We start from the raw sequence: 13203 nt of genomic DNA, 5'->3' as shown, positions 1-13203 counted from the left end.
GGGTGCCGGTTTTGATTGAATTTTTTTGAATTATTTTCGCTTTTTGTGGGGGGATTTTTCTCCGTGAATGTACGGCATGATCCAGCGGAATCGCCGTATTCTGACCGGAGGAATTGCCTTGCCGTTTCCGATTCCCGACCGCCGCATGCGCAGGGCGCTGGCGCTGGCCGCTTTGAGCGCGTTCGTCTGTACCTCGTCGGTGCAGACGCTCGCCGCGCCACAACTGAACGTGACGACCTCGTGGATCGGCAATACCTTCGGCTATGGCCAGGGGACGTGGACGCAGATCAATATCACCGCGATCGCGGTGACGCCCGAAGGCAAGGTCTTCACGAACGCACCGTGGGACGAAAGCGGCGGCGAGATCAGCGCCTACCAGGACGGCAAGTCGCTCGGCTTCGCGGGCGGCACGCACGGTTGGGGCGGGCAGGGCGGCAACGCTGTCGCGCTCAATCATCGCTATCTGTATGCGGCCGTGGGCGTGGGCAACGAAAAGGGTCATCTCGTAGGGGGCGGCGTGTGGCCCGACAAGGGCCGCCAGTGGTTCGGCATCACGCGCCGTCCGCTCGATGAGCCGAAGCGCGCCGCTGCGTTTCAGGCCTCGCCACAGCCGCTCAATCCGCATGCGCAGCTCGCCAGCGCCTTCCTGAAGATCGCTGATGTGCCCACGGGCCAGCATGCCGATGTGGGCGGTCTCGCGGCCACCGATACGCTGCTCTACGTGAGCAATACGTCGATGAACCGCATCGAGGTGTACGACGCGAATTCGATGCAGCGTAAATCGCAATTCGACGTGCACGAGCCGGGCCGCATCGCGCTGGCCGCCGACGGTTCGCTCTGGGTGCTGACCGGCACCGTGGACGATCGCGCGCCGCGCGTCGCGCATTATTCGCCCGACGGCAAGCTGCTCGGCGACACGCTCGAACTGCCCGCCGATACGCAGGCCGTCGATCTGGCCGTGGACCCGTCGCAACGCATTCTGGTCGCCGACAACGGCCCGCGCCAGCAGATCCTGATCTACGCGCGCGAAGGCGGCGGCAAGCGCTATACCGCGAGCGGCACGCTCGGCGAGCGCGGCGGCATCTTCTCGGGCGTCGCGGGACGCCCCGGCCCTGGCCGCTTCAACGGACTCACGGGCGTGGGCGCGGACGCGAAGGGCAACATCTACGTGTCGACCAACGGCATCGGCCCGAAGCACGACACGATCGGCGCGGGTCTGGGCGCGACGCTCGAAAGCTACGCGCCCGACGGCAAGCGCCAGTGGTACGTGGAAGGGCTGCTGTTCGTCGACGGCGCGTGGATGGACCCGGCGCGGCCGAACAGCGTCTACACCGGCAACAAGCGTTTCGAACTCGATCTGTCGAAGCCGCCGGGTCAGGATTCGAAATATGTAGGGTTCCTGTCTAATCGATTCAAATATCCCGACGATCCGGTTTTCCATACGGATCAGTGGCCGGGTCTGCCCACGGCACGCCAGCTCAACGGCCACACGTTCCTGTACCTGACCGACATGTACGCGGATCACCTGAAGATCTATCGCTTCGATCCGCAACACCAGGGCGAGACCGCGATTCCGTCGGGCTTCATCGCGGGGCGCGAGCGTCCCGTGCTGCACGTGCCGAACGCGCCGCCGGGCGGCGACTGGATCTGGCGCGACACCAACGGCAACGGCGCATTCGACACCGACGAATACACACGCAATCCGGGCCGCGAAAAACTCGGCGGTGGCTGGGGCTGGTGGATCGACACGCGCGGCGACATCTGGCGCGCGCGCGACGAGAAGGGCATCTGGCGCTTCCGTTTCGGTGGCCTCGATGCGAAGGGCAATCCGATCTACTCGTACGACAAGCTCGACAAGTACGCGATTCCCGCGCCGTTCACCGAAGTGCATCGCGCGATTTACGAACCGGAAACCGACACGCTCTACGTGACCGGCTACACCGCCGACGCGCCGCACGATCCGGGCTTCTGGAAGGAAGCGGGCCGCGTGCTGGTGCGCTACGACAAGTGGTCGACCGGCCAGCCCGAACAGCGCTACGTGCTGCGCCTGCCGTGGGACCCGAAGGCGAAGCCGCCCGTCACGCCCGCGGGCCTGACCGTGGAAGGGCAATACATCTTCGTGGTCGAGCCCGCGGGCAATGTCCACGTGTTCGACAAGACGAGCGCGAAGGAGATCGGCACCTTCGGCCCCGGCGCGGAAGTGGGCAATGCGTCGGGCTGGGTCGATGTGCCCTTCGGCATTACGGCGCACCGCCAGCCGAACGGCGAATACCTGATCTTCGTGGAAGAGGATGCACGCGGCAAGGTGCTCATGTACCGCTGGAAACCGGCTTGATGCGCGCGCCCGCCGCCTCGCCACGCTACTGGACAATCTATGGATAAAGGCATTCTGCGCAACGTTGCGATCAACCTGTTCGGGCTCATTCTGCCGACCTTCGTGTCGCTCGTCACGGTGCCCTCGTACATCAAGATGCTCGGCGTCGAACGCTACGGCGTGATCGCGCTCGTGTGGACGCTGATCGGCTATTTCAGCGTGCTCGATCTGGGCATGAGCATGGCCGCGCAGAACCAGATCTCGAAGGCCTACGCGTCGAAGGACGCCGACGCCTGCGAGCGCGTGTTCTGGAGCGCCTTCTGGCTCAACTTCATCACGGGGGCGATCGGCGGCCTGCTGATCTATTCGGGCGGCGCGTTCTACACCGCGTACTTCACGCACGTCACGCCCGAACTGCGTCACGAGGTCTATCTCGCGCTGCCGTGGCTCGCGGTGGCGATTCCCATCGCCAACGTTTCGTGGGTGTTCGCGGGCGCGATCAACGGCGCGGAGCGCTTCGGCATCTACAACACGAATCAGACGCTCGGCACCTTCCTGTTCCAGCTCTTGCCGCTCGGTGCGGCCTGGGCCATCGCGCCGAATCTGCAAACCGTGCTGGCCGCCGCCGTGATGGCGCGCCTGTTCGCGGGCCTGCTGCTCGGCCGTTCGGCATTGCGCGTGCTCGGCATTCGCCGCGTGCTCGGTCCGCGTCTGGATACGTCGAAGGCGCTGTTCAATTTCGGCGGCTGGATGCTGGTCGCGAGCATCACGACGATGGTCGCCGACTCGCTCGACCGCATGATGCTCGGCGCGGGCCTGGGCGCGCGTTTCGTGACCTATTACACGGTGCCGCAGAACCTCGTGACGCGCCTGAACATGGTGCCGAATGCGCTCGTGCGCACGCTGTTCCCGCGTCTTTCCGCACTGCGCCGCGAACACGCCGACGAGATCGCCGCGCAGTCGCTGCAATTTCTCAACGCGATTTTCACGCCCGTCGCGATTGGCGCGATCGTCGTGCTCGAACCGTTTCTGCGCGTGTGGGTCGGTCCGGTGATTGCCGAACATGGCGCGCCCGTGGGCCGCTTCCTGATCGTCGCCGTGTGGCTGATCGGGCAGGCCGGCGTCACGCGCATTCTGATCCAGTCGCAGAACAACCCGGCCGTGGCCGCGCGCGTGGGCCTGATCGAATTGCCGCTGTTCGCGGGTTTGCTGTGGCTCGGCATCGACCGATTTGGTCTGCCCGGCGCGGCGGCAGCGGTGCTGTTCCGCTCGCTGTTCGATTACGTCGTGCTGCTGTGGCTGTCGCGCATTCATAGCCGCGCGATCGTCGTCGATATGTTTGCACACCTGAGTTTTCTCGCCGCCGCGCTTGCGATTGCGTGGTGGGTGCCGGACGCGCTCGTCGCGATCGGCGCGGGCGTGGTGCTGGCGCTCGCCAACTGCGCGTGGTCGGTGATCACGACGCCGTTGCTGCGCGGCTACGTCCGTTCCCTTTTGTTTCGTCTCAACTCACGGAAAAGCGCATGAGTCATGAACTGATCGACGAAGCGGCGCCGTCCGAACGCGCCGCCGCGCCTGTGCAACGGCGCGACTCCACTGCTTCCGCGCGCGGCGATTCGCGCACGGTCACCGAGCTGCGGCCGCTGCACGAAGGGCGCGCCGCGCGGCGCAGTCCGCGTGTGGCTATCGTGCACGACTGGCTCGTCACCTATGCGGGCGCCGAGCGCGTGCTCGAACAGATCATCGATTGTTTCCCCGACGCCGATCTGTTCTCCGTGGTCGATTTCGTCGACGACAAGGATCGCGGCTTTCTGCGCGGCAAACGCGCGACGACCTCGTTCGTGCAGCGTCTGCCGAAAGCGAAAACGAAATATCGCGCCTATCTGCCGTTCATGCCGCTCGCGATCGAGCAGCTCGACGTCTCCGATTACGACGTGGTGATTTCGAGTTCGCACGCGGTCGCGAAAGGCGTGCTGACCGGGCCGGACCAGTTTCATATCAGTTACGTGCATTCGCCGATCCGCTATGCGTGGGATTTGCAGCATCAGTATTTGCAGGAGTCGCGTCTCACGCGCGGTCCGAAGTCGATGCTCGCGCGGCTGATTCTTCACTACATCCGCAACTGGGATGTGCGCACGGCGAATTCGGTCGATCAGTTCGTGGCGAATTCGGAATTCATCGCGCGGCGCATTCACAAGGTGTATCAGCGTGAAGCGGACGTCGTGTATCCGCCCGTCGATGTCGACGCGTTCGAGCTGGAAACGAAGAAGGAAGATTTTTATCTGACCGCGTCGCGGCTCGTGCCGTACAAGAAGATCGATCTGATCGTCGAGGCGTTCGCGCGGATGCCGGACAAGAAGCTCGTCGTGATCGGCGATGGCCCCGACATGCAGAAGGTCCGCGCGAAAGCCGGGCCGAATGTGGAAGTGATGGGTTATCAACCGTTCGCCGTGCTGCACGATCGCATGCGCCGCGCGAAGGCGTTCGTGTTTGCGGCGGAAGAGGACTTCGGCATTTCGGTGGTGGAGGCGCAGGCGTGCGGCACGCCGGTGATTGCATATGGCAAGGGCGGCGCGCTTGAAACCGTGCGCGATACGGGCCCGCATCAGACTGGCCTGTTCTTCGACGAGCAGCGCGCCGAGGCGATCATCGCGGCGGTGGCGTCGTTCGAGCGCGATCCCGCACGCTTCCGCGCCGAGGCGTGCCGCGCGAATGCGGAGCAGTTTTCGGCGCAGCATTTCCGCGAGCAGTTTTTCGCGCGCGTCGCGCAAGCCGTGCCCGCGATTGCCGAAGTGGGACTTCCGCGCGTGCCGCGTGCTCCGAATGCACCGCCGGACGATACGCGGGGTGACGCGCAAAGCGGCGATGCGCCGCGTGTGCTCGCCATCGATCAGAGCGGCGTGCTCGGCGGCGCGGAACTCTCGCTGCTCGAAGTCGTGAAGGGACTGCGCTCGCGCATCGAAGTGCTGCTGTTCAACGACGGGCCGTTCCGCGAGGCGCTCGACGCTGCGGGCGCGCGTGTCGACGTGCTCGATTCGGGCGCGCTGAAAAACGTGCGCCGTGACGGCGGTGCCGCGCCGCGTCTGGGCGTGCTCGCAGGCATCGCTTCGCTGGTGCGCGAAACGCGCCGCCGCGCGCGCGAGGCCGACGTGCTCTACGCGAACACGCAGCGCGCGATGGTGATCGGCGTGCTGGCAGGCAAGCTCGCGCGCAAGCCGGTGGTCTGGCATCTGCGCGACATCGTCAGCGACGAGCATTTCGGGCGCGTGCAGCGCGCGGTCATCAAGGGTTGCGCGAAGCTCGGCCTTGCGCACGTGATTGCGAATTCGCACGCGTCGGCGCAAGTGTTCGCCGATCTCACGCGCTTCGACGCGCGCCGCATCGACGTGGTGCACAACGGCGTCGACGAGTCGCCGTTCCGTGCGCTCGCGCGCGTGCCGCAAGCGCAGTTGCGCGCGCAGATCGGCTTGCCGCAGGACGCGTTTCTGGTCGGCGCATTCAGCCGTCTCGCGCGCTGGAAAGGTCAGCATGTGCTGCTCGAAGCGCTGCTGCTCGAACCGCGCGCGCATGCCGTGTTCGTCGGCGCGCCGCTGTTTGGCGAAGATGCTTACGCGCAGGAATTGCACGACTTCGTGAAGGCGAACGGCCTCGAAGCGCGCGTGCATTTTCTCGGCTTCCGTCACGATATCGCGGCCTGCATGCGCGCGATGGATGTGATCGCGCATACCTCGATCACGGCGGAGCCGTTCGGTCGCGTGGTGGTCGAAGGCATGTTCGCGCAGCGGCCCGTGGTGGCGTCGCGCGATGGCGGCGTGACGGAGATCGTCGCGCACGGCAAGAGCGGTTTGCTCTGCACGCCGGGCGACGCACGCGAACTCGCGACGACGCTGGCCGCGCTCCACGACGATGCGAATCTGCGCGAGCGTCTTGCGCAGAACGGCCTCGCGGTGGCGCGCGAACGCTTCGGCAAGGAGCAGTACGTCGAGGCGGTCGAGCGCGTGCTGGACGGCGTGGCGGCGCGCGCGCGATAAGCCGGTTCGCAGTGAGCCGGTTCGCAGTTAGCAGGTTCGCAGTTAGCAGGTTCGGAGGAGACGGCAAGCACATTCAGGGAGGAAGCGTCGGCCCACGCAGGCCGACGCAGCAAAACGAAGGGGCCGCATGTGCGGCCCCTTTCTTCATGGCGATCTGAAAAGATCGCGCGGCGGATCCATCGCGCCGCGTGATCGCCGGATCAAGCCGCGCGTTTGCGCAAGCGTGCCGCCACGTTGAGCGCCGGGCGCTCGAAGAGTCGATAGAACACCCACGCCACCGGCAGCACCGCGAGCGTGAAGCCGAACGACGCCCAGATCGACGTCTGCAATTCCGAGCGGAACAGCAGCGAGCCGAGCAGCACGAACAGCGGCAGGTGAATCAGATAGAGCGAGTAACTGAATTCGCCGAGCTTCGAGAACAGCGGCAGGAATACGCCGCCGCTCGCGACCGGCCGCGAGAGCGCCTTGACGAGATAGCAGGCGAACGCGCAGGCCCAGAGCTGGAACGCGCCGTACTGGCCGAAGTGGAACGCGGCGCAGCCCGCGACCGCGAACACGGCCGCGGCCGGCCAGGCGAAGCGAAAACCTTCCGAGCCGCGCAGACGCGCTTCGGCAATCCACGCGCCGAGCATCCACGAGAACCAGTAGGACGTGAAGAATACGATGTCGTGCGGCGCGAGCGTGAGCGCCGACACCACGTTGATGGCGGCGACGGCGGCGAGCACGGCATGGAATCCAAAGCGGCGGCGCGCGGCGAACAGCAGCGGATAGAGCAGGTAGAACTGCACTTCGAGCGAGAGCGTCCAGAGCGCGCCGTTCGAGCCGTAGGTTTTGCCTGCCACGCCTTGCAGCGAGAGCAGATTGACGAGGAAGGACTGCGGGCCGATGTCGAGGATCTTGTGGCTCACGGGCGTCATCGTCAGGCTGAACGAATCGGCGACGAAGGTCAGCGCGAGCGCCGCGAGCAGTACCGGATAGATCCGCACGAAACGGCGCAGCCAGAATTGTTTCGCATCGAGCTGGAAGCCGGGATTCGCGAGCAGGCGCGCGGCGCCGCTGCGGTGAATGCAGTAGCCGCTGATGACGAAGAAAATCGGCACGCCCGCCGATCCCCACGCAACGGGCAGCGTGAGCCATGCGGCGATCGTGCCGGGGCTCGCGAGGCTCGCGTGAGTCTGGTGGAACGCGCCCATGCCGATCCAGGTGACCTGGCGGCAGTGGAAATAGGCCACGAGCAAGGCGGCGAAGCCGCGCAGCGCGTCGATCAGATGATCGCTGGAGACGACGCCGGCAGCGGGACGCGCGGCGGCAGGCACGGCGGATGCGGGCGGCAGAACGGTTTCGAATGCGGGTTCGCTCATCGTGTGCACAGGTAGGCTAGGGTACTTCGCGATCTTAGGCGGCCTGCGCGCCGAAAATATGCAAAAGTTTTTCGAAAAGTATTCCTGGCAATTGGGACGTCGAGGGAAATTGGTCGGTGAATAAATCGCCGGATGCGTCGAAATCGGGAAATAAAACCTTGTAACCTTAAAGCGATTTATTTGCGCGAATTTAGATGCTAGCGTGAAGGGGATCGCCTATGGTCGCTGGAGATTTCGATGAACCTGCATTTGCTGGCCGGCATTGCCGTGCTGTTGATACTCGTCGCGGTGTCGGCGTATCGGGAGGCGCTGCGAAACGAGCCTATCCGGCGCTCGCGCACGCAATCGGCGCGATTGCCGCCCGCCGACGAAGCGGAGTAGACTGCGCGGGCATGCTTGTGCCATTTCGTGCCCTTCGTACCATTTCGTTCGGTGTGCCGTGTATCGCGCGGCGGCCTGAACGCATCGGTTCGCGCCGATAAGCTCGCCCGGAAAATCATGCCGGTTATTCAAATCGCATGGTAATAATTTCCGCGCAACGCCGATGAATCTGCTGTGTATCGGCGATCAATCGCCGATGAATCGGCGACATAGAGGCCGCGTCAAATTTTATTCGGTTTTTTGTCTTTTTATTTTTCTGCAAAAGACGAGGCCGATGCCTTTCAATATAAAAAAGTTGCTGTAACAGAACACTCGGGGATGCCGGCTTGCCTTGCTGCGAGACCGTTACTCAAACGATCGAACTGGGAATGGACATCATGCTGAAAGTTACCAAAGCGGTATTTCCTGTTGCGGGCCTCGGTACGCGCTTCTTGCCTGCCACGAAGGCCAGCCCGAAGGAAATGCTGCCGATCGTCGACAAGCCGCTCATTCAATATGCGGTGGAAGAGGCGATCGCTGCGGGAATCACCGAGATGATTTTCGTGACCGGGCGCAGCAAGCGCGCGATCGAAGATCATTTCGACAAATCGTACGAGATCGAGGCCGAACTCGAAGCCCGCAATAAACAGAAGCTGCTCGACCTCGTCCGCAGCATCAAGCCCAGCAATGTCGACTGCTTTTACGTGCGTCAGGCCGAAGCGCTCGGTCTGGGCCACGCGGTGCTGTGCGCCGAAAAGCTCGTGGGCGGCAGCCCGTTCGCCGTGATTCTCGCCGACGACCTGCTGTATAGCCCGACGCCGGTCATGAAGCAGCTCGTCAACACCTTCAACCACTATCACAGCTCGGTGGTGGGCGTGGAAGCCATTCCGCGCGAGCACACCGCGCAATACGGCGTGGTCGATGGCCGCGAGTGGGAAGAGGACGTGTTCAAGCTGTCGGGCATCGTCGAAAAGCCCGCGCCGGAAGTCGCGCCGTCGAATCTCGGCGTGGTGGGCCGCTACGTGCTGATGCCGACGATCTTCGATCACCTGCGCGCGCTGAAGCCGGGCGCGGGCGGCGAACTGCAACTGACCGACGGCCTGCAATCGCTGCTGACCGAGGAACAGGTGCTCGCCTATCGCTACATGGGCACGCGTTTCGATTGCGGCAGCAAGCTCGGTTATCTGAAGGCCACGGTGGAATTCGCGCTGCGTCACCCCGAGGTGAAGGACGAATTCGAGGCCTATTTGCAGAACCATCTGCCGCAAGCGCTCGCTGCGGCAGCGTAAGGCAACACTCGTGCAGGAAGCGCATGGCGCGTGACGCGCGCCATGCGTTTTCGCGCAATCAGGCGCGCGCCTGCCAGAACGCGCGCTGCACACGCATCACGTCGTCCTCCACATCGGCTACGGGGCCGATCAGATCGACGGGCTTCTGGCAGTGATCGAACACATAGCGCGACGCGACGCTCATCGTCGGGTTCTCGGCGTGATTGCCGGTCGCTTCGAGCAAACGTGCTTCGGTCATGCCGAACACCACGCGGCCGATATTGGCCCAGTAGGCCGTGCCCGCGCACATGCAGCACGGTTCGACCGAGGTGTAGAGCGTGCATGCCCACAGATACTCGGCGCTGAAATTCATCGCGGCGATGCGCGCGAGCACGGATTCCGCGTGATTCACGGTATCGACATTGCCTTGCTCGATCAGCACGGTCTCGTGATCGGGGCCGACGAGGATCGCGCCGAACGGATGGTGTCCGAACGACGCGGCCCGTTCGCCCACGGCCGCCGAGCGCCGCAAATGACGCACGATCTGTTCGTGCGTTGGCGCGGTGCGGGGCGGCGCGGTGGACGATTCCGGTGTTGCGGTCATGAGCGTCTGTCTCCTGTTGACTCTATTTAAGGCCTGTTTTACAGGCCTTTTCTGTATTGATCGAGCGATCGCTTACTTCGGCACCGTGCCGTCGACGCCTTCGACGAACCAGTTCAGGCGCAGCAGATCCGTGTCCGAAAGCGATTTGCCCGCGGCCACGCGAACCGCGCCCGACTGATCCTTGATCGGACCCGCGAACGGATCGAACTTGCCGGCGATGATCGCGTCGCGCTTCTCGGCCAGCGCCTTTTGCGCGGTGGGCGAAACGGCCTGCGTGTTGATATTGGCGAGATCGATGGCCTTTTCCTTGAGGCCCCACCAGACCGGCGCGTTGGTCCACGTGCCCGACATCACCTGCTGGATCAGGTGCGAGTAATACACGCCCCAGTAGCTCACGCACGCGCCAAGCTGCGCGTTCGGGCCGAACTTCTTCATGTCCGAATCCCAGCCGAATGCGTGCACTTTCTTCTGCTCGGCGGTCTGCATCGTGGCGGTGGAGTCGGTGTTCTGGATCAGCACGTCGGCGCCCTGACCGATCAGCGTTTCGGCGGCCTGCTTTTCCTTGCCCGGATCGAACCAGCTATTGATCCAGATAACCTTGGTGCGAACCTTCGGATTCACCGAACGCGCGCCCATCGTGAACGCGTCGATATTGCGGACGACTTCCGGCACCGGCACCGAGCCGACGAAACCGAGCGTGTTGGACTTCGTCGTATAGCCCGCCACCACGCCCGCGAGATACGCGCTCTGATACGTGCGCACGTCGTAGGTCGCGAAGTTCGGCGCTTTCTTGTAGCCCGTCGCGTGCATGAACACGGTGTCGGGATAGTCCTTCGCGACTTTGAGTTCGAAGTCCTGAAAGCCAAAGCTCGATCCGACGATGATCTTGTTGCCTTTCGCGGCGAGGTCGCGGAACACGCGTTCGGAGTCGGCCGATTCGGGCACGTCCTCGACGCGCGTCACCTTGATCTTGTCGCCGAACTGCGCTTCGACGGCTTTCACGCCCTGTTCGTGCGCATAGGTCCAGCCTGCGTCGCCGGGGTTGCCGAGGTAGACGAAGGCGACGCCCATCGGCGCGGTGGCGGCGTGCCCGATGCCGCTCGTGAGGGCGGTGAACAGGGCGGCAAGGAGCGGTGCGCAGACGCGGCGCGCGCGGGACAGGCGTAATTTCATGAATTCTCCGGTGAAGGGCAAAGTCGTGTCGACGCCATGTTCGCGAGCCAAATATATGGGAAATATTTGTGTCCCTTATTGCGGGTATAACAGAATGGATATGAAAGGCACTTGCGTCAAAGTAGCGATGAGGCGTGTGGGCATGGCGCATGCGCTCGCCGACCGGTTGCGCGCGGGGCGGTTTTGACTGTGCGTTTTGCATCGCTGAACGCGCGATTAACACGCGATGAACACATGACTGATGCGCGATGAATGACGCCGCGCGGTGCTCCGTCGCCGTGCGGAACCCGATCACCGGACCGCCGGTCTTTCCCATTTGAGAGAGACGCACGACCCGGATTCACGACGAAAACAGGAGAGCCGTTCATGACCCGTCATCCCGTGGCAGGCAGCGATCATCCGGCGCCGACCGGCGCGCAGTGTGTCGGCGCCTGCGATCCCGCGGAGCATTTCGACATCGTCCTCATCCTGCGGCGTCAGGCGCAGGCCGCGTTCAACGAACTCGTCGACAAGATCGCCTCGGGCGCGGCGGGCGCGCAGCCCGTTTCGCGCGCGGACTACGAGAAGCGTTTCGGCGCGGCGCAGGCCGATATCCAGCGCGTCGAGACCTTCGCCAAGGCGCACGGCCTCAGCGTCGTGAGCGCCGACTCCGGCGCGCGGCGCGTGGTGCTTTCAGGCACCGTGCAGCAGTACAACGCGGCGTTCGGCGTCGATCTTCAGCGCTTCGAGCATCAGGTCGGCACGCTCAAGCAGCACTTTCGCCAGCCCAACGGTCCGGTCCATCTGCCCGACGACATGCACGAGATCGTCACCGCCGTGGTCGGCCTCGACAATCGCGCGAAAGTGCGGCCGCACTTTCGCATCGAATCGACCCAGAGCACGTCCGGCGACAGCCCGATTCACGCGCCCATCCGTCCCGCGCGCGTGGTGAATCGCTCGTTCACGCCGCTCGAACTCGCGACGCTCTACGACTTCCCGGCCGGCGACGGCAAGGGCCAGTGCATCGCGCTGATCGAAATGGGCGGCGGTTATGCGGCGTCGGACCTCAAGGCCTATTTCGGCGCGCTCGGCGTGGCCATGCCGAAGGTCGAAGCGGTGTCGGTCGATCAGGCGAAGAACGCGCCCACCGGCGACCCCAACGGCCCCGACGGCGAAGTGACGCTCGACGTCGAAATCGCAGGCGCGCTCGCGCCGGCCGCGCTGATCGCGGTCTACTTCGCGCCGAACAGCGAAGCCGGTTTCGTCGATGCGGTGAGCGCCGCGCTGCACGACAGCCAGCGCAAGCCCTCGGTCATTTCGATCAGCTGGGGCGCGCCCGAATCGGCGTGGTCGCAGCAGACGCTCGGCGCGCTCAACGACGCGCTGCAAACGGCCGTCGCGCTCGGCGTGACGGTGTGCGCGGCGTCGGGCGACAGCGGCTCGTCCGATGGCGTGAGCGATGGCGCCGATCACGTCGATTTCCCGGCGTCGAGCCCCTACGCGCTCGGCTGTGGCGGCACGCACGTGACGGCCGCGAACGCCCAGATCACGCGCGAAACCGTCTGGGGCAGCGCCGCCGCGCAAGGCGACGGCGCGACGGGCGGCGGCGTCAGCGCCACCTTTGCGCTGCCCGCGTGGCAGAAGGGCTTGCGGCTCGTGCGCAGCAGCGGCGGGGCGGGCGCGCTGGTGCGGCGCGGCGTGCCCGACGTGTCCGCCGACGCCGATCCGGCCAGCGGCTATGCGGTGCACATCGGCGGCGCGGACACCGTGGTGGGCGGCACCAGCGCGGTCGCGCCGCTGTGGGCCGCACTGATCGCGCGCATCAACGCGGCGAACGGCAAGGCGGCGGGCTTCGTCAACGCGAAGCTCTACGCGCAGCCGGGCGCGTTCAACGACATCACGAGCGGCAGCAACGGCGACTACACCGCCGGGCCGGGCTGGGACGCCTGTACGGGGCTCGGCACGCCGGTGGGCAGCAAAGTGGCAGCGGCGCTCGGCTCGGCGTAGCATCGAGTGCCGGCGCGCCTGCATCGACTCACATCGACTCATCGACTCGATTCACCCGGCTCGATGCCGGCGCGCACAAAAGTTTTCCTGGTTTCCGAAACGAAAC

General features: G+C 64.7%; 9 protein-coding genes. 6 read left to right on the top strand and 3 right to left on the bottom strand.

Features of this window, described 5'->3' with window-relative positions; translation table 11 throughout:
* Nucleotides 1-145: 145 nt before the first annotated feature.
* The 3 genes from U4Y88_RS05385 to U4Y88_RS05375 are packed head-to-tail and all read left to right on the top strand — an operon-like array spanning nucleotide 146 to nucleotide 6345.
* Complete coding sequence (locus U4Y88_RS05385; RefSeq protein ID WP_321782977.1) at nucleotides 146-2335, top strand: hypothetical protein; 2190 nt, start codon at nucleotides 146-148, stop codon at nucleotides 2333-2335.
* Nucleotides 2336-2374: 39 nt separating this feature from the next.
* Nucleotides 2375-3841 (top strand): flippase, encoded by a 1467-nt coding sequence (locus U4Y88_RS05380; RefSeq protein WP_224009560.1) that lies wholly within the window; start codon nucleotides 2375-2377, stop codon nucleotides 3839-3841.
* Nucleotides 3838-6345 (top strand): glycosyltransferase family 4 protein, encoded by a 2508-nt coding sequence (locus U4Y88_RS05375; RefSeq protein WP_321782765.1) that lies wholly within the window; start codon nucleotides 3838-3840, stop codon nucleotides 6343-6345. The genes U4Y88_RS05380 and U4Y88_RS05375 overlap by 4 nt, the downstream gene beginning before the upstream one ends.
* 200 nt (nucleotides 6346-6545) lie before the next feature.
* On the opposite strand, the gene U4Y88_RS05370 is transcribed toward U4Y88_RS05375, so the two are convergent.
* Complete coding sequence (locus U4Y88_RS05370) at nucleotides 6546-7706, bottom strand: acyltransferase (RefSeq protein ID WP_321782763.1); 1161 nt, start codon at nucleotides 7704-7706, stop codon at nucleotides 6546-6548.
* Nucleotides 7707-7943: 237 nt separating this feature from the next.
* Between U4Y88_RS05370 and U4Y88_RS05365 the strand changes: the two genes are divergently transcribed.
* On the top strand, nucleotides 7944-8087 hold the full coding sequence (locus U4Y88_RS05365; RefSeq protein WP_167371401.1) for a hypothetical protein: 144 nt from the start codon (nucleotides 7944-7946) through the stop codon (nucleotides 8085-8087).
* A 377-nt stretch (nucleotides 8088-8464) separates the two neighbouring features.
* Nucleotides 8465-9355, top strand: a complete 891-nt coding sequence (gene galU / locus U4Y88_RS05360) for a UTP--glucose-1-phosphate uridylyltransferase GalU (RefSeq protein WP_065065473.1) — start codon at nucleotides 8465-8467, stop codon at nucleotides 9353-9355.
* Nucleotides 9356-9413: 58 nt separating this feature from the next.
* Here the strand turns inward: galU and U4Y88_RS05355 are convergent, their stop codons facing one another.
* The gene (locus U4Y88_RS05355; RefSeq protein WP_310630173.1) at nucleotides 9414-9938 is read right to left on the bottom strand and encodes a nucleoside deaminase; all 525 of its coding nucleotides are present in this window, start codon (nucleotides 9936-9938) and stop codon (nucleotides 9414-9416) included.
* Nucleotides 9939-10010: 72 nt separating this feature from the next.
* Entirely contained in the window at nucleotides 10011-11111 is a 1101-nt protein-coding gene (locus U4Y88_RS05350) for a BMP family ABC transporter substrate-binding protein (protein WP_224009552.1), read from the bottom strand.
* A gap of 366 nt (nucleotides 11112-11477) precedes the next feature.
* Between U4Y88_RS05350 and U4Y88_RS05345 the strand changes: the two genes are divergently transcribed.
* Nucleotides 11478-13097: a S53 family peptidase gene (locus tag U4Y88_RS05345; protein ID WP_321782761.1), complete on the top strand. Its 1620-nt coding sequence runs from the start codon at nucleotides 11478-11480 to the stop codon at nucleotides 13095-13097.
* Nucleotides 13098-13203: the final 106 nt, after the last annotated feature.

The organism is Paraburkholderia sp. J94, assembly GCF_905220285.1.
GTDB classification, from domain to species: Bacteria; Pseudomonadota; Gammaproteobacteria; order Burkholderiales; family Burkholderiaceae; genus Paraburkholderia; species Paraburkholderia tropica_A.
The sequence above is the reverse complement of the archived record's forward strand: the minus strand, read 5'-3'. Positions and strand labels throughout refer to the sequence as shown.